Source organism: Streptomyces albicerus (assembly GCF_008905045.1).
Lineage (GTDB): Bacteria > Actinomycetota > Actinomycetes > Streptomycetales > Streptomycetaceae > Streptomyces > Streptomyces albicerus.
Genome location: NZ_VWMY01000058.1, coordinates 57,170 through 75,306, shown reverse-complemented (window position 1 = coordinate 75,306; position 18,137 = coordinate 57,170). Strand labels below are relative to the sequence as shown.

16 protein-coding genes are annotated in these 18,137 nt (G+C 71.0%); 8 read left to right on the top strand and 8 right to left on the bottom strand.

What is annotated here, in order from left to right; all coding sequences use genetic code 11:
- The first annotated feature begins 201 nt into the window (after positions 1 to 201).
- Together GAS53_RS40480 and GAS53_RS40475 are read left to right on the top strand one after the other, a co-directional pair.
- A complete protein-coding gene (locus GAS53_RS40480) occupies positions 202 to 1,230 on the top strand; it encodes an ATP-binding cassette domain-containing protein (RefSeq protein ID WP_192583490.1) in 1,029 nt (342 codons plus the stop codon).
- On the top strand, positions 1,227 to 2,054 hold the full coding sequence (locus GAS53_RS40475) for an ABC transporter permease (RefSeq protein WP_151482750.1): 828 nt from the start codon (positions 1,227 to 1,229) through the stop codon (positions 2,052 to 2,054). Before GAS53_RS40480 ends, GAS53_RS40475 begins: the two co-directional genes overlap by 4 nt.
- A gap of 30 nt (positions 2,055 to 2,084) precedes the next feature.
- Here GAS53_RS40475 and GAS53_RS40470 read toward each other — a convergent pair whose 3' ends face one another.
- Positions 2,085 to 5,474 (bottom strand): AfsR/SARP family transcriptional regulator, encoded by a 3,390-nt coding sequence (locus tag GAS53_RS40470; protein ID WP_151482749.1) that lies wholly within the window; start codon positions 5,472 to 5,474, stop codon positions 2,085 to 2,087.
- A gap of 318 nt (positions 5,475 to 5,792) precedes the next feature.
- Here GAS53_RS40470 and GAS53_RS40465 point away from each other — a divergent pair, with 318 nt between their 5' ends.
- Positions 5,793 to 6,593 carry a site-2 protease family protein gene (locus tag GAS53_RS40465; protein WP_151482748.1) on the top strand — a complete coding sequence of 267 codons (801 nt, stop codon included), beginning with the start codon at positions 5,793 to 5,795 and terminating at the stop codon, positions 6,591 to 6,593.
- Here the strand turns inward: GAS53_RS40465 and GAS53_RS40460 are convergent.
- The 3 genes from GAS53_RS40460 to GAS53_RS40450 form a co-directional block, all read right to left on the bottom strand.
- Positions 6,583 to 6,771: a hypothetical protein gene (locus GAS53_RS40460; RefSeq protein ID WP_151482747.1), complete on the bottom strand. Its 189-nt coding sequence runs from the start codon at positions 6,769 to 6,771 to the stop codon at positions 6,583 to 6,585. The genes GAS53_RS40465 and GAS53_RS40460 overlap by 11 nt on opposite strands.
- A 116-nt stretch (positions 6,772 to 6,887) precedes the next feature.
- Entirely contained in the window at positions 6,888 to 7,592 is a 705-nt protein-coding gene (gene npdG / locus GAS53_RS40455) for an NADPH-dependent F420 reductase (RefSeq protein ID WP_151482746.1), read from the bottom strand.
- Positions 7,593 to 7,630: 38 nt separating this feature from the next.
- Positions 7,631 to 8,710 carry a sialidase family protein gene (locus GAS53_RS40450; RefSeq protein ID WP_151482745.1) on the bottom strand — a complete coding sequence of 360 codons (1,080 nt, stop codon included), beginning with the start codon at positions 8,708 to 8,710 and terminating at the stop codon, positions 7,631 to 7,633.
- A 103-nt stretch (positions 8,711 to 8,813) separates the two neighbouring features.
- On the opposite strand from GAS53_RS40450, the gene GAS53_RS40445 reads away from it, so the two are divergent.
- Both GAS53_RS40445 and GAS53_RS40440 read left to right on the top strand, forming a co-directional pair.
- Positions 8,814 to 9,416 (top strand): hypothetical protein, encoded by a 603-nt coding sequence (locus tag GAS53_RS40445; protein WP_151482744.1) that lies wholly within the window; start codon positions 8,814 to 8,816, stop codon positions 9,414 to 9,416.
- Between the two features lie 160 nt (positions 9,417 to 9,576).
- The gene (locus GAS53_RS40440) at positions 9,577 to 10,848 is read left to right on the top strand and encodes an MFS transporter (protein WP_151482755.1); all 1,272 of its coding nucleotides are present in this window, start codon (positions 9,577 to 9,579) and stop codon (positions 10,846 to 10,848) included.
- A 191-nt stretch (positions 10,849 to 11,039) separates the two neighbouring features.
- Here GAS53_RS40440 and GAS53_RS40435 read toward each other — a convergent pair whose 3' ends face one another.
- Positions 11,040 to 11,270, bottom strand: a complete 231-nt coding sequence (locus tag GAS53_RS40435; protein WP_151482743.1) for a hypothetical protein — start codon at positions 11,268 to 11,270, stop codon at positions 11,040 to 11,042.
- A 60-nt stretch (positions 11,271 to 11,330) separates the two neighbouring features.
- Here GAS53_RS40435 and map point away from each other — a divergent pair, with 60 nt between their 5' ends.
- Positions 11,331 to 12,188 (top strand): type I methionyl aminopeptidase, encoded by an 858-nt coding sequence (gene map / locus GAS53_RS40430; RefSeq protein ID WP_151482742.1) that lies wholly within the window; start codon positions 11,331 to 11,333, stop codon positions 12,186 to 12,188.
- A gap of 191 nt (positions 12,189 to 12,379) precedes the next feature.
- Entirely contained in the window at positions 12,380 to 13,039 is a 660-nt protein-coding gene (locus tag GAS53_RS40425; RefSeq protein WP_151482741.1) for a biliverdin-producing heme oxygenase, read from the top strand.
- Positions 13,040 to 13,104: 65 nt separating this feature from the next.
- Here the strand turns inward: GAS53_RS40425 and GAS53_RS40420 are convergent, their stop codons facing one another.
- The 3 genes from GAS53_RS40420 to GAS53_RS40410 all read right to left on the bottom strand — a co-directional run bounded on the left by GAS53_RS40420 (position 13,105) and on the right by GAS53_RS40410 (position 16,847).
- On the bottom strand, positions 13,105 to 13,749 hold the full coding sequence (locus GAS53_RS40420) for a PhzF family phenazine biosynthesis protein (protein ID WP_151482740.1): 645 nt from the start codon (positions 13,747 to 13,749) through the stop codon (positions 13,105 to 13,107).
- Between the two features lie 91 nt (positions 13,750 to 13,840).
- Positions 13,841 to 15,331, bottom strand: a complete 1,491-nt coding sequence (locus GAS53_RS40415; protein WP_151482739.1) for an HtaA domain-containing protein — start codon at positions 15,329 to 15,331, stop codon at positions 13,841 to 13,843.
- Between the two features lie 76 nt (positions 15,332 to 15,407).
- Positions 15,408 to 16,847 carry an HtaA domain-containing protein gene (locus tag GAS53_RS40410; RefSeq protein ID WP_151482738.1) on the bottom strand — a complete coding sequence of 480 codons (1,440 nt, stop codon included), beginning with the start codon at positions 16,845 to 16,847 and terminating at the stop codon, positions 15,408 to 15,410.
- Positions 16,848 to 17,066: 219 nt separating this feature from the next.
- Between GAS53_RS40410 and GAS53_RS40405 the strand changes: the two genes are divergently transcribed.
- Positions 17,067 to 18,077 carry a heme/hemin ABC transporter substrate-binding protein gene (locus GAS53_RS40405; protein WP_151482737.1) on the top strand — a complete coding sequence of 337 codons (1,011 nt, stop codon included), beginning with the start codon at positions 17,067 to 17,069 and terminating at the stop codon, positions 18,075 to 18,077.
- Positions 18,078 to 18,137 lie beyond the last annotated feature (60 nt).

Genomic DNA, 18,137 nt, shown 5'->3' with positions numbered 1-18,137 from the left:
TAAAAGCAGGGGCTTCGCCCCTGCAGACAAAAGACAGGGGCGCAGCCCCGTCTTTTAGGGGCGCGGGGAACTGCGCGACCAGCCCAACACAACCCGCACCCGACGCACCCGACGCCCTCGACGAGCGACTGTCGGCGACATATCGGTGGGTGTCGGTGGGCTGTCGGTGGTTTGTCGGTGGGGAATGGCACCTTGGTCGGCATGACGCGAATCGACAAGAACCCCACAGGCGGCGGCACCGACGCCGTCACCGTACGGGGGCTGGTCAAGCACTACGGCGAGACCAAGGCACTGGACGGCGTGGACCTGGACGTACGCGAGGGCACCGTGATGGGTGTGCTCGGGCCGAACGGGGCCGGCAAGACGACCCTCGTACGGATTCTGTCCACCCTCCTCTCCCCCGACGCCGGGCAGGCGACCGTCGCCGGCTACGACGTCGTACGGCAGCCCCGGCAGCTGCGCCGGGTGATCGGTCTCACCGGCCAGTACGCCTCCGTCGACGAGAAGCTCCCGGGCTGGGAGAACCTCTACATGATCGGCCGGCTCCTCGACCTGCCGCGCAAGGACGCCCGCGCTCGCGCCGACGAGCTCCTGGAGCGCTTCTCGCTCACCGACGCGGCCAAGCGCCCGGCGAGCACGTACTCCGGAGGCATGCGTCGGCGCCTGGACCTCGCCGCGTCCATGATCGGGAGCCCGGCCGTCCTGTACCTGGACGAGCCGACGACCGGCCTGGACCCGCGCACCCGCAACGAGGTGTGGGACGAGGTCAAGCGCATGGTCGGCGACGGAGTCACCGTCCTGCTCACCACCCAGTACATGGAGGAGGCCGAGCAGCTCGCCTCCGAGCTGACCGTCGTGGACCGCGGCAAGGTCATCGCCAACGGCGCCATCGAGGAGCTCAAGGCGAAGGTCGGCGGACGTACGCTGCGGGTCCGCCCGGTCGATCCGCTGCAACTGCGTCCCCTCGCCACCGCGCTCGACGAGCTGGGCCTCACCGGGCTCGCCACCAGCACCGTGGACGCCGTCCGCGGTGACGTCCTGGTCCCGATCCTCAGCGACGAGCAGCTGACCGCCGTGGTCGGCGCGGTCACCGCGCGCGGCATCACGCTCTCCTCCATCACCACCGAACTGCCCAGCCTGGACGAGGTGTTCCTGTCCCTCACCGGCCACCGCGCCAGTGCCCCGCAGGACGCGACGCCCGCCCCCGACCGCGAAGAGGTCGCCGTATGAGCGCCGCCACTCTTTCCACCGCCGACACCGACTTCAAGGCGGACGCCCACATCACGCTGCGCGGTCATCTGCGCCACACCGGCGCCCTCATCCGCCGCAATCTGCTGTGGATCCGGCAGGACCCCGAGTCGATGTTCGACGCGCTGCTGATGCCGGTCGTCTTCACCCTGCTGTTCGTGTACGTCTTCGGCGGCTCGATCGGGCAGGCCCTGGGCGGCGGGCAGGACGGGTACGTGCAGTACGTGATCCCCGGCATGATCGCGATGATGAGCATGACCCTGTCCCAGGGCGTCGGCACCGGCTTCAGCCAGGACTTCAACAGCGGAGTCATGGACCGTTTCCGGTCGCTGCCGATCGGGCGTGGCTCGGTGCTGTTCGCGAAGGTCTCGGTGGAGCTGGCACGCATGCTGTTCGCGACGACCGTGCTGATGATCGTCGCCGTCCTGGTCGGGTTCGACATCACCAGCTGGCCCGGTCTGTTCGCGGCCGTGGGCCTGGCCGCGGTGTTCGCCTCGTCGATCATGTGGGTGTTCCTCACCCTGGGCGTGATCCTGAAGAACGCGCAGTCCGTGCAGGCGATGGGCTTCCTGGTGCTGTTCCCGCTGCAGTTCGGCTCGTCGATCTTCGCCCCGACGGCGTCGATGCCCGGCTGGCTACAGGCGTTCACCGACTACAACCCGTTGTCCACGCTCGCGGACGCGGCCCGCGGGCTGATGGTGGGCGGCCCGGTCGCGCACGACCTGTGGGTGACGCTCGGCTGGTCGGTGGCGATCACCGCGGTGATGGCGCCGGTCGCGATCCACAAGTTCCGTACGAAGAGCTGACGTTCACCCCCGCCGGGGCGTTCGGGACCGTCAGACCAGGGCGGTGGCCTCCTCGAAGGAGAGGCCGCCGCCCTCCGCGTACGCGGCCTCGTACTCCTCGTCGGTGAGGACGGCGCGTGCCCCGGTCTCGGCCCGCGCCCGCATCTCGCGCTCCATGGCGGCCTGGAAGTGGCCGGGCGGCCGCAGCCGTTCGGCGGCGCCGAGGCAGCGGGCGGCGTCGCGGGCGCGCCGGCCACCGTCGACGCCGGGCAGCGCGAGGGCGGCGGTCGTCAGATGCGCGGATCTCATGTGCGGCGCGATCATGTAGCTCAGCGGGTCCTGCGCCCGCGACAGAGCGCCCCGGATCTTCACCAACGATTCCTCGTGCAGACCCTCCATGGCGTCCAGCCAGGCCTCCACACCGAGGACGAACGCGTCGAAGACCACGAAATGGACGGCGCCGAAGTCGGTGCGCAGCCGCTCCATCTGCTCGCGGGCCTCGGCGATCCGATCCGAGCGGGCGAGCCAGACGGCGAGGAAGAGCCGGGCCGCGGGCATGGCCTCGTTGTGCGCGCCGTGGCCCTGCTCCAGGACCTCGCGCAGCAGCCGCTCGCCCCGCTCGATCTCGCCCGACTCGACGAGCACGCTGCCGAGGCGGGTGCTGAGGATGGCCGTCTGGGCGCGGGCGCCCAGCCGTTCGGCGTGGGTCATGGCCTCCTGATAGTCCGCCGCGGCGAGTTGGTACTCACCCTTGCGTTCCCGGGCCTCGCCCCGTGCGGAGAGCGCCTCGGCGGCGCCCCAGGCGTCCTCGACGCGGACGAAGATCTCCAGCGACTCGTCGGCGTCTCGGGTGGCGTCACCGGCCCAGTCGGCGCGGTTGGCCAAGATGTTGGCGCGCATCTGCAGGGCGACGGCCAGCTCCCAGTCGTAGCCGAACTCGCGGCAGCTCTCGACGCTCGCGTCGATGACATCGCGCAGCCGGTCCATGTCACCGGTCAGCATCACGGCGTAGAACCAGAGGTAGCCGGGGTTGCGGCAAACCTGCGGAAGCCCCGGCCGGTAGGCGTCGGTGATGGCCAGCAGTTTCGCCTCGGCCTCCGGGGTCTGCCAGGTCTCCAACTCCAGGTCCATGCAGGCGAGATGAATGAGGTGGACACCGCGCCGGGCCTCGGCGAGGACCTCCGGGCGCATCGGCGGCGGAGTCGCGGTGCACGGTTCGAACAGCGGGACGGCGGGCTCGGCGTCCGGTGCGAACGGGTCGGGGCCGAGGGCGATGACCTCACGGGACCAGTTGCGGCTCGCCATGCGCAGGTCGCGGATCTGCCAGTACCAGGCGAGGGAGAGGACGAGGCAGAGCGCCTCCTGCTCGTCGCGTTCGGCGACGGCGTGCTGCAGCGCGGCGCGCATGTTCTCGCCCTCGAGCTGGAGCAGTTCGATGGCCGCGCGCTGGCCGGGGCCGCGCAGCTCGGGGTCGGTGGTGCGGGCGAGTTCGCGGTAGTACGTGAGGTGGGCGCGCTCGGCGGCCGGGCGATCACCGGACTCGTCGAGCCGCTCCCCGGCGTACTCGGCGACCGTCTCCAGAAGCCGGTAGCGCATCGCGCCGTCGGCCTCTTCCGCAGACGAAGGTGCCGCCACGACAAGGGATTTGTCGACGAGCGAGCCGAGCGCCTCCAGCGCGGCGGGACCGCAGACGGCCTCGGCGGCGGCGAGGTCGCAGCCGCCGGCGAAGACGGACAGCCGCCGCAGCACGTCCCGTTCGTCCGCGTCGAGGAGGTCCCAGGACCAGTCGACGACGGCACGCAGTGTCTGCTGGCGCGGCAGGACCGTACGGCTGCCGGAGGTGAGGAGGCGGAAGCGGTTGTCGAGACGGTCGGCGATCTGCCGCGGGGTGAGCATCCGCAGCCGGGCGGCGGCGAGTTCGATGGCGAGCGGCAGTCCGTCGAGCCGCCGGCAGATCTCCGCGGCCGCCTCCGGATCGTCCTCGATACGGAAGCCGGGGCGCGCGGCGGCGCCCCGGTCGGCGAGCAGCTTCAGCGCGTACGGCTCGGGCAGCGGCTCCACCGGCCGCAGCAACTCCCCCGGTACGCCCAGGGGTTCGCGGCTCGTGGCCAGAACGGTCAGTCCGGGGCAGGACTCCAGCAGCTGCTCGACGAGCCGGGCCGCGGCGTCCACGACGTGCTCGCAGTTGTCGAGGACGATCAGCATGCGGCGCCCCGCGCAGTGCTCGGTGAGACGGACGACCGGGTCGTCGTGCCGGTCGGCGAGGGCCCGCATCTCCTCGGCTCCGGCGCCGCGCAGCACGGTCTCCCGGGCCCCGACCGCGGTGAGCACGGCCTCGGGCACGGCCTGCGGGTCGTCGACGGGCGCGAGCTCGGCCAGCCACACCCCGTCGGGCATGGCCTCTGTGATGCTCTCGCCCGCCTCCTGCGACAGCCGCGTCTTGCCGGCCCCGCCGGGCCCGAGCAGCGTGACGAGCCGGGCCGCCGCGAGGTCCCCGCGGATGGTCTCCAGATCGGTCTCGCGCCCGACGAAGGAGGTGAGCCGGGCCCGGAGGTTGCCGAGGGCCGCGCCGCGGTCGCGGGCTTCCGGCTCGGCGGCGTGACTGTGCGAGGCGGGCCCGGCGGCCTGCTCGTACGGCGTCGGGCGGGGTGCGCGCCCATCGGCCCGCTCGGCCCGCTCGGTCTGCTCGGTCCGCGCGCGTACGGGACCGGGGGCGCCCCGCAGCAACTCCCCGTGCAGCGCTCGCAGTTCAGGCCCGGGGTCCGTGCCGAGCCGGTCGGCCAGGAGCTGTCGTACGGATTCGTAGCCTGCCAGTGCCTCCGCGGTGCGGCCCGCGTCGCGCAGGGCGCGCAGGCGCAGCAGCTGGAGGGGCTCGTCCAGCGGGTGGGCGTCGCACAGGGCCGTGAGGTCGGGGAGGGACTGTTCGGCGTGGCCGAGGGCGAGGGCCGCAGCGAGGCGGGTGCGGCGGGCGTCGAGGCGACGGGTCTCCCAGCGGGACGACTCGGCGGTGCGGTCCGGGAGGTCGGCGAGGGCGGGGCCGCGCCAGAGGGCGAGGGCGTCGTCGAGGATCACGGCCGCCTTGCCGGGGTCGCCGTCGGCCAGCGCGCGGGTGCCCTCGCCCGCGAGCCGCTCGAAGCGGTACAGGTCGATGTCGTCGGCCGCCGCGCACAGCCGGTAGCCGCCCTCCGCGGAGCCGATGGCGTCCGCGCCGAGCGCTCTGCGCAGCCGGCCCACCAGGGCCTGCAACGCGCCCGTCGCGTCGGCCGGCGGGTCGGCGCCCCACACCTCGTCGACCAGTACGGCCGCGGGCACGGTCCGCCCGGGCCGCAGGGCGAGCACGGTCAGCAGGGCACGCAGCCGCGCCCCGCCGACCGGGACGGGCGTGCCGTCGGTGCGGAGTGCCTGGGTGGTGCCGAGGATGCGGTAGCGCACGTGGTCCATTGTCTCCGGTGGTCTCAGCAGGGGTCGCGGGGTTGTCGCGGAGTGGCGCCCGGGATCTCGAGCGGACGGAGGCTCGGCTGCCGGCGGCTCGTCCGGGTCCGTGCACCGCGCGGGACACGTCACCCCGTCTGCCGCCGAGAACGCGGTGCCGCGGCACTCCGTCTCGCGACCCTCGTAGAACACCTGCCACGACCCCATGGGTCCACCTTCTCCGGAACTCACAGCCGATCGCGAGACGTTTTCGGCATACGCCCGGTACGGTCGGGCACGCCCATCAGCATGAACCCCGGCTGAGCGAACCCCAGGGAGCCCGACCCCATGACCACCGCCACCAACCGGCACAGCGACCGGCGGATCAGCCCTGTCTTCATAGGGATCGTGGCCGTCGCGGCGGTCACCGGCTGGGCCACCTGGACGGGCTTCGCCGAGCAGCCCGGTGTGGCCGTCTTCCTGTTCGTGACGGCCGCCTGGATCGTCTCGCTCTGTCTGCACGAGTACGCGCACGCGCGCACGGCCCTGCACAGCGGCGACATCTCGATCGGCGCCAAGGGCTATCTGACCCTGAACCCGCTGAAGTACACGCACGCGCTGCTGAGCATCGTGCTGCCCGTCATCTTCGTGATCATGGGCGGTATCGGTCTGCCGGGCGGCGCGGTCTGGATCGAGCGGAGCCGCATCCAGGGCCGCTGGAAGCACAGCCTGATCTCGGCGGCGGGCCCGCTGACGAACATCCTGTTCGCGGTGGTCTGCACGGCCCCGTTCTGGCTGGACGCGCTGGACGGCGTGCCGGCCGACTTCCAGTACGCCCTCGCGTTCCTTGCGCTGCTCCAGGTCACGGCCGCGCTGCTGAACTTCCTGCCGGTGCCGGGCCTGGACGGCTACGGCGTGATCGAGCCCTGGCTGTCGCACAACATCCGCCGCCAGGTGGAGCCGCTCGCGCCCTTCGGACTGCTCCTCGTGATCGCCATCCTGTGGATCCCGGCGGTGAACGGTGTGTTCTTCGACGTGATCGACTCGCTCCTGCGCAGCCTGGGCATCGACGAGTTCCAGACGTACTGCGGCCAGAACCTCTACCGCTTCTGGACGGAGACCAACGAGTACTGCACGGTCAGCCCGTGACGGACGACGCCCTGCGCCGCGCCCGGTCCCGGCGCAGGTAGTACCAGGTCATGTTGGACGACAGGCCCGCGAGCAGTACCCACACGATCCCCAGCCAGCTGCCCTGGACGAAGGAAACGACGGCCGCGGCGACTGCGAGCAGGCAGACGACGAGGGCGTAGAGGGCGAGTCGGGACATGAGGGTCGGCTCCTGTCGGGTCCAGGTCGGGTCGCGGTCGAGCCGCGGTCAGGTCGCGGTCGGGTCCTGTCGGGGGACACCGCTGCGCTCCAGTGTCCCCCACGCCCCGGGCAGGCTCACACGTCGGTCAGACGCAGACCCGCGTGGGCCTTGTACCGCCGGTTCACGGAGATCAGGTTCGCCACCAGCGACTCGACCTGGTGGGCGTTGCGCAGGCGCCCGGAGAAGATGCCGCGCATGCCGGGGATCCGCCCGGCCAGCGCCTGGACGATCTCCACGTCCGCGCGCTCCTCGCCGAGGACCATCACATCGGTGTCGATCTCCTCGATCTCCGGGTCCTGCAGCAGCACGGCGGACAGGTGGTGGAAGGCGGCGGTCACCCGCGAGTCCGGCAGCAGGGCGGCGGCCTGCTCGGCGGCGCTGCCCTCCTCGGGCTTCAGCGCGTACGCGCCCTTCTTGTCGAAACCGAGCGGGTTGACGCAGTCGACGACGAGCTTGCCCGCCAGTTCCTCGCGCAGCGACTCCAGCGTCTTGCCGTGTCCGTCCCACGGCACTGCGACGATCACGATGTCGCTGCGGCGCGCGGTCTCGGCGTTGTCGGCGCCCTCGACACCGTGGCCGCACTCCTCGGCGGCGGCCTGCGCGCGCTCCGCGGCCCGCGAGCCGATGATCACCTTCTGGCCGGCCCGCGCCAGCCGGTAGGCGAGGCCCTTGCCCTGCGGGCCGGTGCCGCCGAGCACGCCCACGACGAGCCCGGACACGTCGGGAAGGTCCCAGGGGTCCTTGGCAGGGGCCTTCTGTGCACTGTCAGTAGAGGTCATGGACCGACTTTACGTGCGCGGTTCCCTGCCCGCGGCGCTCAGGTGAGGTCCGTCACGGGCACTCGGCGGAAGGTGATGGTCTCGTACGCGCTGAAGTCGCCCGTCTCGTGGAGGAGTCCGACCGTGTCGTCGTCGACGCGCACGAGGTCGGAGTACGCGGCGGGCAGTCCGTCCACGGTGTGCGCGGGCCGCCAGGTGATGCCGTCGTCGGTGCTGGCGCGGATGGTCATCAGGGCGCGGAAGCCGGGGTCGGCGGGGCCGGAGTAGAGGAGGACGTCCGGGTCGCGGAGCTGGAGCACGCTGCCCTCGACGACGGGTCCGGTGAGGCCGGCCTGCGGCCGGAAGGGCTTGACCAGGGTCTGGCCGCCGTCCGTCGAGTACGCGTCGGCGCGGGTGCCGGGGGCCGTGGAGTCGGTGCGGGTGTTGAAGTAGACGCGGCCGTCCGGGAGTTCGGTGGCGGTGGTCTCGTTCACGTTGATGTAGTTGTCGGTGTTGTCGTCGACGTATCCGATGCGCCAGGTCTCCCCGCGGTCGTCGCTGAGCAGGCAGTGTCCGCCGTTGTACTTGCCCTCGGTGCCGTTGTCCCTGCCGGTCGGCGGGATGGAGTGGTTGGCGGGGACGACGACCCGGCCGGTACTCAACTGGACGGCGTGGCCCGGGGTGGTGGCGTACCAGCGCCAGGAGTCCTTCTTCGTCTGCTTCGTGATCTCCTTCGGGCTCGACCACGTGAGCCCGTCGTCGTCGCTGTGCTGGACCCAGACGCGGCGTCCGTCCGCGGCGCTCACCTTGCCGCGGCGGATGGCGTCCTCGGTGGCGAGGGCGGCGTTGCGGACGTGGACGAGCAGGACGCGGCCGGTGTCGAGGACGACGGGGGCCGGGTTGCCCGCGAGGTGGTCGCCGTTCTTGGCGGCGACCTGGAGCGGGCCCCAGGTCAGTCCCCCGTCCGTGGACCGCTTCAGTACGACGTCGATGTTCCCGAAGTCGTCGTGGGAACCGACCCGGCCTTCGCAGAAGGCGAGCAGGGTTCCCTCGCCGGTGGCGACGACGGCCGGGATACGGAAGCTCGCGTAGCCCTCCTGTCCCGACCGGAACGGCACGGATGTCTCAGTGCTTGCCATGAAGCCCTCCCCTTACCGACTGGGTCGGACACCCTGCCCACCTTGGGCGAATTCACGGTGAACTCCGCCTGACGAGTGGCCGGTTGCGGCAGGATGCGTGCGCATGGATGCCGTACGGGTGGCCTTGTTGCGCGAAGTGCTCGCCGGTACCGAGTGGCCCGGGGCCACGCGGCGGTTCGCGGGAGCACTCCGTTCGTCCGTTCTGCCGCACGGGGGCGGGCTGCTGCTGGTGGGGACGGCGGAGTACGAACCGTGGCACCTGGCGGCGCACCTCGTGGACGAGGCGGCCTGGTCGGGGACGCCCGAGCTGAAACCGACGCTCGTACGCCACGGAGCGCGGCCGGAGGATCCGGCCCACCTCGCCGTGGGACTCGGCCGGATCGAGGCGGCCCGGCGGGGCGAGACGCTGCTGGTGGTGGCGCCGGACGCGCCCGAGGCCGCGCTCCTGGAGCGGGTCCACGACGCGCGCCGGGCCGGGGCGACGGTCCTCGCGCTGGACTCCGGCGACCGTGAACTGCACGCGATGGCGCACGAGGCGCTCGCGGTGCCGGCCGAGCCGGACCTCGACCTGGACACCGTGCAGCACCTGGTCAGCGCGGCCGCCGGGGAGAACTCGCTGCCCGCACCGCGGGGGCGGCGACGCCTGCGGGACCGGTTGTCGCGGCTGGCGGACCAGTTGACGTCACCGCCGCCCACGCGCTGGTGACCCGGCCGGTGACCTGAAGTCGCGGGCCGTCGGAAAAGCGTTTGTCTCCGTCGGGGGCCGGGCCGGACCATGGCCCTTCGTGACGGAACCCGATACCGAACCCGAAGACAACGCCCCGGCCTCCGCTGCCGAATCCGGCCCCGGCCCCGCCGGCTCGCGGCTGCGCGCGCTGCTGCCCGATCTGGCGCCGTGGCGGACCTCCGCCGACTTCCGGCGGCTGTGGGTGGCCGGGCTCATCACCAACTTCGGCAGCTTCCTGACCTTCGTCGCGCTGCCGGTGCAGATGAAGGAGCTGACCGGTTCCGCGGTGGCCGTCGGCGCGATCGGCGCCGTGGAGCTCATACCGCTGATCGTCTTCGGGCTGTACGGCGGGGCGCTCGCCGACGCCCTGGACAAGCGGAAGCTGATCCTCTGGACGGAGGTGGGGCAGGGGCTGCTCTGCGCCGGGCTGCTGGTCAACGCGTTGGTGCCGGACCCTGTGGTGTGGCCGTTGTACGCCGTCGCCGCGCTCTCCTCCGGGCTTGTCGCGGTGCAGCGGCCGGCGCTGGACGCGCTCACGCCGCGCATCGTGCGGCACGAGCACCTGCCGGCGGCGGCCGCGCTCAACTCGTTGCGGTGGACGGTCGGGGGCGTCGCGGGGCCGGCCGTCGCGGGGCTCGTGGTGGCGTACGCCGGGCTCGGCTGGGCCTATGCCGCGGACCTCGCGACGTTCGCGGTCTCGGTCGTCCTCGCCGTGGGGCTCGCCGCGTCGCCCGCGTCCCACGAGGCGGCCAAGCCGTCGTTGCGGTCGATCGCGGAGGGGGCTCGGTACGCGTGGAGCCGCAAGGAGCTGCTGGGTACGTACACGATCGACCTGGCCGCCATGTTCCTGGCCTTTCCGCTCGCCCTTCTGCCGTTCCTCGCGGACGAGTTGGACGCGGAGTGGTCGCTCGGGCTGATGTACGCGGCTCTGCCTGCCGGGTCGCTGTTGGTGAGCCTGACGAGTGGCTGGACCTCGCGGGTTCATCGGCATGGGCGGATGGTGGTGCTGGGGGCGGCGTTCTGGGGGCTCGCGATGGTGGGCGCGGGGGCCGTTCACAATGTCTGGCTGGTGCTGCTGTTCCTGACCCTGGGCGGTTGCTTCGACATGGTCAGTGGGATCTTTCGGGCGGCGATGTGGAACCAGACGATTCCGGACGAGTTGCGGGGGCGGTTGGCCGGGATCGAGTTGCTGTCGTATTCGGTCGGGCCTCAGCTGGGGCAGGTTCGTGCGGGTGGGATGGCCACGTGGATGAGTGTGCGGGCGTCTGTGTGGGCCGGGGGTGTGCTGTGTGTGGCGGCGGTGGGGGCGCTGGCTCTGTGTCTTCCGAAGCTCATGGCGTATGACGTGCGGACGAATGAGCATGCGGTGCGGTTGAAGGAGGCGCGGGGGAAGGTTGCGGCCGGTTCCTAGTCTGCGGGTCGTGTAGGGCTGGTCGCGCAGTTCCCCGCGCCCCTGGGAGGTGGGGAGTTGCTGTCGATGGGTGATCTGCGGGTCGTGGGGGCTGAGCGCGCAGTTCCCCGCGCCCCTTACGGGGCGCCGAGGTCCCAAGAGCCACCCGCCCTGTGAAGGGCGGGTGGGTGGGGAAGATCGCCGCGCGGCGGCTAGTCGTCCTCTGAATCCCGCGCCGCGGAGTCATGCCAGCGGGGGTCGGTCTCCCATTCGAGGTTGCGCTCTCGGGCGATCTCCATCGCGTGCTCGGCCTCGCCGCGGGACGCGTACGGGCCGAAGCGGTCCTTGGCGGGGCACTCGGGGCCCTCCTCGACCTTCTTGTGCTGCAGGCAGTAGTACCACTCGCCCGGCTTCCCGACCGTCCGCTTCTTGAACAGGGCCATGGCTCAGGCTCCTTTCGCCAGTGACATCGTCCCCCACACGCGCTGGTTAGACTCGCTGGCATGTCTGGCCAGTCGCTGCTCGTACCAGGGGAGCTCTCTCCCGTCCGTCCCGTCCCGGGAAACATCAGGCGTCCCGAGTACGTGGGCAAGCCCGCTCCCACCCCGTACACCGGACCGGAGGTGCAGACCCCGGAGACGATCGAGGCGATGCGCGTCGCGGGCCGGATCGCCGCGCGGGCGATGGAGGAGGCCGCGAAGCTCATCGCGCCCGGCGTCACCACGGACGAACTGGACCGGGTCGCCCACGAGTACATGTGCGACCACGGCGCCTACCCGTCCACGCTCGGCTACCGCGGCTTCCCGAAGTCCCTGTGCACCTCCGTGAACGAGGTCATCTGCCACGGCATCCCGGACTCCACGGTCCTGCGGGACGGGGACATCATCAACCTCGACGTGACGGCGTACATCGGGGGCGTGCACGGCGACAACAACGCCACGTACCTCGTCGGTGACGTGGCCGAGGAGAGCCGGCTGCTCGTCGAGCGGACCCGCGAGTCCCTCGCCCGCGCCATCAAGGCGGTCAAGCCCGGTCGGCAGATCAACATCATCGGCAGGGTCATCGAGTCGTACGCGAAGCGGTTCGGGTACGGGGTCGTGCGGGACTTCACCGGGCACGGCATCAACTCGTCGTTCCACTCGGGGCTGATCATCCCGCACTACGACAGCCCGCACGCGACGACCGTGATCCAGCCGGGGATGACGTTCACGATCGAGCCGATGCTGACGCTGGGGACGCACGAGTACGACACGTGGGACGACGGGTGGACCGTCGTCACGAAGGACCGCCGGCGGACCGCGCAGTTCGAGCACACGCTCGTCGTCACGGACAGCGGGGCCGAGGTTCTCACGCTGCCCTGACCGCCACCTGCTCTCTTTCAGCCGCCCGTCAGCCGCCCGCTCGTACAGAGCGGGCGGTTTTCTCATGTGGGTCTGGTGGGGATTCGGGGTACGGTTTTACCGACAGGGTGTCGGGAAATCCATTGACTTAGGTAAGCCTAACCATAGAAGATTGGGCAGGCTCTCGTCCCCCTTCGGCCCCGGAGGTCCATATGAACTCGTCGAGTACGCCGTTCTCTACGCTCATCCGCACCGCGTCGCACGAACAGCACATGGAGGCGGAGACCTCGACGTTCATGAGCGATCTGCTCGGTGGCAGGCTCGGCGTGGACGCGTACGCGCGCTACACCGAGCAGCTGTGGTTCGTGTACGAGGCGCTGGAGTCGGGTGCGCGGCGCCTGGCCGGCGATCGGGTGGCGGGGCCGTTCATCCAGCCCGAGCTGATGCGGGTCGCTTCGCTGGAGCGGGACCTTGCGCATCTGCGGGGCGCCCGGTGGCGCGACGGCCTCACCGCGCTGCCCGCGACCGCGGAGTACGCGGCGCGGGTTGCCGAGTGTGCGCGTACGTGGCCCGGTGGGTACATCGCGCATCACTACACGCGGTATCTCGGTGATCTTTCCGGTGGGCAGATCATTCGGGGCAAGGCGGAGAAGACGTGGGGGTTTGCCCGGAAGGGCGACGGGGTTCGGTTCTATGTGTTCGAGGACATCGGGAATCCGGCGGCGTTCAAGCGGGGGTATCGCGAGCTGCTTGATGGTGTGCTGGCGGACGACTTGGAGAAGCAGCGGATTGTTGCCGAGTGTCGGCACGCTTTTGCTTTGAATACCGCGGTTTTCCGGGCCCTGGGGGAAGAGTTCCGCCTAAGTGCCTGAACGTCATGACGTGCGGGTCTGTGGGGGCTGGTCGCGCAGTTCTCCGCGCCCCTAAAGGGGCGCTCTCACCGCTCCAGGAAGACACGGCCCCCCACCTCCACCCAACCCCCCGGCTGTGGTGCCGTCAGGATTTGGGAGCCCGTGCCCTGGATGATGTTCAGGGCGCGGCCCAGTTGGGCTGTCAGTTGGAGGGCTGCCGCGCCTGTTGCCTCGTCCTCTTTGATGCCGTCGTTGCGGCCGGGGAAGCCGCGGGCGCGGATTCGGCCGGCTGCCTCGTCCTCCCAGGCCCAGGCGTAGATCCACTCCCCGGGCGGGGGCACCTCAAGTGCGTCGACCTCGGCAGCCGTGGCGTAGCGGCGGAGTGTGCGCGGCTCAGGCCATTCCGGGCGGGCCTCGATCCAGCTGAACTCGCCGTCGAGGCGGGTGGCCACCACGCCTGCGGGCGTGACGAGTTCGGGTACGTCGAGCAGCCAGGCCGCGCCCACGCAGGGGTACCCGGCGAAGGGCAGCCGCACGCTGGGGGTGTAGATGTCGATGACCCCACGCTCGGGGTCGTCCACGAACACCGTTTCGCTGAAACCGAGTTTGGCCGCGAACGCCTGCCGCTCGCCGCGCTCCGGCATCAGGGAGCCGTCCCGCACGACCCCGAGTTCGTTGCCGTACTCTCCGCGCGGTCCGCAGAAGACCCGCAGCACGTCGTAATCAGTCACCCGGGCATTCAAACACCACAGGAGCAGTGCATGCGCACCCGGCCGCCGGCCCCGGGGTGGGGGCGGCGGCCGGGTGCTCGTCGGGTTCGGGTCAGGACTGGACGGAGTCCGTCGCGCGGCGGCGGCGTACGGCGAAGACCACGCCCGCGCCCGCCGCGACGGTTGCCGCGGCCGCGGCGCCCAGGGCGGTGACGGGGACGTCGGAGCCGGTGGAGGCGAGGCCGCCGGTCACGCCGCCCGTGGTGGAGCCGGTGGTGCCGGCGGCTCCGGTCGTGCCGGTGCCGCCCGTGCCCGTACCGCCCGTGGCGCCGGTGGACGAGGAGGGGTCCGTGTCCGGGAGTTCGGCGTCCTCGGACAGGGCCACCGAGAGGTCGACCGGGTCGAGTTCGGCGCCGGCCTGGTAGAAGCCGCCGAAGGCCTCGGCACCGGCCTTGGTGAGGGTGGTGGTGACGTCGTCGAGGGTGATGACGTCGTTCTTGGCCGTCAGGTCGGCGGACTTGGGCTTGAGTTCGGCGAGGGTCACGTCGTCGGACTTCTCGCCGAGGCTGTTGACGTCGGCGGTCAGCTTGCCGGAGCCGCCGTCGAGCTCCGCCTTGAGGTCGCTGAGAGTGAGGTCGAGGCCGTAACTGCCGTTCTCCTCATGGCCCTTGAAGTTGACCGAGCCCTTGAAGGAGGCGTTGAGGGTGTCGGCGTCCGTGTCGTAGGTGCCGGTGCCGTCGACGAAGGTGAAGATCCCGTTGCCCGCGGCCTGGGACGCGCCGCCGGAGACCGTGATCCTGCCCTTGGCGACGCCGTCCACGACGTACGTGCGGAAGGACTGCTTCACGCCCCAGCCGAGGGTGCCGTCGGTGATGTCCCCCGAGGCGTCGGCCCCGGTGGGCGAGGGGGTCGCGCTCGTGGACTGCGACGGGCTCGTCGAGGGTGTGGTGGACGGGGTCTGCGAGGGCGTGGGGGACGCGGACGTGGACGGGGTGCCCGACGGGGTGGTGGAGGTCGAGGTCGACGGAGACGGCGACTCCGTCTTCTTCTCCACCACCGTCAGCGGATCCCCCGCCGCGCCGCTGTAGCTCGAGCTGCCGAAGACGTCCGCGGCCTCCTTCGTCAGCTTGGTCGCCATGTCCTTCATGTCGCGGGTGACGGTGACCTCGGCGAGCGGCACGTCTTGCTGGGTCGCGCCGCTCTTCGTCACGTCGGCGGTGACTTTGGCGGCCTTGCTGTCGAACTTCACGTCGGACAGGGCGAGTTCGAAGCCGTGCAGCTTGGAGGCGATCTTCAGACCGCCCTCGAAGCCGAGCGAGACAGTGTGCGCCTCGGAGTCGTAGGTCCCGGTGCCGTTGCCGAAGGTGAAGGCGCCGTTGTCCTTGGCCTGCGTGGCGCCGCCCTCGGGCGTGAAGCTGCCGGCCGCCATCCCGGTCACGTACGTGCGGTACGACTGCTTGATGCCCCAGGTCAACTCGTAGCCCTTGAGCGGCACTTCGGCGGCGGACGCGGACGTCGCGGCGAGCGCGGTGGCGCCGAGCGTGACGGCGGTCGCGCAGGCTGCGGCGAGGGCTATCGGACGGCGGCGTCTGGTGGCGGCCATGGTCGTGGGTCTCCTCGGTTCAGTGGGAGTCGGTCCAGTGTGGGAGTCCGCCGACAGGCGGACAGGGCAAGGGGGTTCAGTCCTCTGCGGGAGCGTCGGCAGCCGGTCGCGCACGACGCCTGCGGATGATCACGTAGGCAGCCGCCACCGCGATCAGGGAGCCGACCGCGAGGCCGATGGGCAGGACGGGGACGTCCGAATCGCTCGCGATCGCCTCGGTCCTGGGCTCGGCCGACTTCTCGGCGGCCGCGGCTTCCGGTGTGGCCGACTCCGCGCTGCCCAGGTCGGGCAGGGCGGGCAGTTCGGCGCTGTCGGTCAGGGCGACGGCAAGAGAGACCGGGTCCATCTCCGTGCCCGCCTTGTACATCCCGCCGAAGGCCTTGGCGCCGTCGGCGGTGAGCTTCGTGGGCGCCTCGGTGACCCGGGCGAGGCCGTCCTGGGGCTTGAGGTCCCGTGCGATGAAGGTGACCAGCGGGACCTTCTTCTCCGTACCGCCCGCGCTCGTCACGTCGGCGTAGAGCGTGCCCTTGCCGCCGTCCGCGACCTTGGCCCGGACCGCGCCGAGCTTCAGGTCGAGGCCCTGCTTCCCGGTGAAACGGACGGCTCCGGCGAACGATGCGTCGAGGGTGCGCTTCTCGTCGTCGTACGTGCCCGATCCCTCGGGGAAGCGGAAGAGCGCGCCGCCGTCCTGGGCGCCCCCGCTGAGCTTCCACTCGCCCTGGGCGATGGTTCCGGTGACGTACTCGCGGAAGGTCCTGCGCACGCCCCAGTCGACGGCTCCGTCCTCGATCCCGGATGAACTCCCCTTCTTCTCCTTGGACTTCGTGGACTTCGTCGGGGAGGGGGACGGCGCACTCGACGGCTTGGCGGCCGCCGCCTTCACGTCCGCCGACAGGCTGACCGGGTCGAGGGCGGTGCCCGCCTCGTAGTACCCGGCGAAGGACTTGGCGCCCTGGGCCGTCAGCGTGGCGGGCAGGTTGTTGAGCTGGACCGCGTTGCCGCCGCCCTCCATGTCGATGCCGCCGAGGGAGAGGGAGGCGAAGGGCACCTGCGAGGACGTCGTGACCGTCCCGGTGTCCTTCGCCTTGCTGGTGATGTCGACGTAGAGGGTGCCGGTGCCGCCGTTGCCGGGGAAGCGGACGGTGGGGCGGCTGATCGTGAGGTCGAGCTGGTGGGTACGGTCGGCCTTCTTGTGCCCGAGGAAGTGGACACCGCCGGAGAAACCGGCGTTGAAGGCGCCGGATGCGCCGTCGTACGTGCCCGTCGCCGAGTGGAAGCGGAACTGGCTGCCGCCGACCGTGGCTGCGCCGCCGGTGAGGGAGAAACTGCCGTTCGCTATCGGGCCGGTGACGTAGCTCTGGAAGGAGGATTTGATGCTCCAGTCCAGGCGGCCGCCTTGCACGGTACGGCTTGCCGCGTGGGCCTGACCGGCCGGGAGCAGCACTGTGAGCAGCGCTCCGAGCACGGTCGCGCAGAGCACGGAGACGTGGGTGCGTGGGTGCGGTCGCGAGGGCATGGGGGTCCTCCGGGCGGGCGGGATCTGGCCGGATCCGGTGATTGCGATCCTGGCGAGAAAGGTAAGGCTAACCTAAGCTATTGCCTCCGGCGGATGGAACGGAAGGGGACTGCGGGTCGATTGTTGGCTGTCGGCCGGTTGTGGCTGGTCGCGCAGTTCCCCGCGCCCCTATGAGGGCGCCCCCTGCCAGACCAGCGAACCGAAAGGAAATACGCGACCGTGCGACGCTTGCGTACTCGAGTGGCGGGTGCACTGCTTGCTGTGCTCGCGCTTACGGTGACGGGCTGTTCCTCCGACGACAGCTCGCCCGGAGGCGAGTCGGGCGGTAAGACCACCACCACCGCCGCGGCCGACCGCGTCGAGCCGTTGTCGGACACCCCGACACCCCAACTCCCCGTCACCGTCCGCTCGTCCGATGGTCGCGACGTCACCGTCAAGGACGCCGAACGCATCGTGCCGCTCTCCGGAAGTCTCAGTGAGATCGTCTTCACGCTCGGGCTCGGTGACCGTGTTGTCGCCCGGGACATCACCGCCACCTTCGCGCAGGCGGAGAAGCTGCCGGTGGTGACCCGGAACCACGACGTCTCCGCGGAGAGCGTGCTGTCCCTGAAGCCCGATCTCGTCCTTGCCGAGACCAGCACCGGGCCCGACGAGGCGATGGGCCAGATCCGCGACGCCGGTATCCCCGTCCTCGTCGTCGCCCCGGCGAAGGGCCTCGACGACGTGGGCCCGCGCATCGAGGCGGTGGCCGAAGCGCTCGGCGTACCGGCCGCGGGGAAGGAACTCACCCAGCGCTCCGAGGAGCGAACAGCCGCCGTGCGCAAGGACATTCCGCAGGAGACCGACAAGCCGCGCGTCGCGTTCCTCTACCTCCGTGGCACCGCCTCCGTCTATCTGATCGGCGGCAAGGGCTCGGGAGCCACCTCGTTGCTCGAAGCGGCCGGAGCCGTGGACGCCGGCGCCGAGTCGGGCCTGGAGAAGGACTTCACCGCGATCACCACGGAAGCCCTCGCCGAGGCCGCGCCCGACGCGATCCTCGTCATGTCCAAGGGCCTCGAATCCGTCGGCGGCATCGACGGCCTCGTCAAGATCCCCGGTGTCGCCCAGACTCCCGCGGGAATGGACCGCAGGGTCGTCTCGATCGAGGACGGCGTCCTCCTCAACTACGGCCCCCGCACGGACGAGGTGCTGAAGTCCCTGGTCAGCCAGTTGTACGGGGACGCGAAGTGACGGTGACCGACAAGGGCGCCGCACCCGAGGCCCAGCCCCCGAACCCGGCACAGGCCTTCG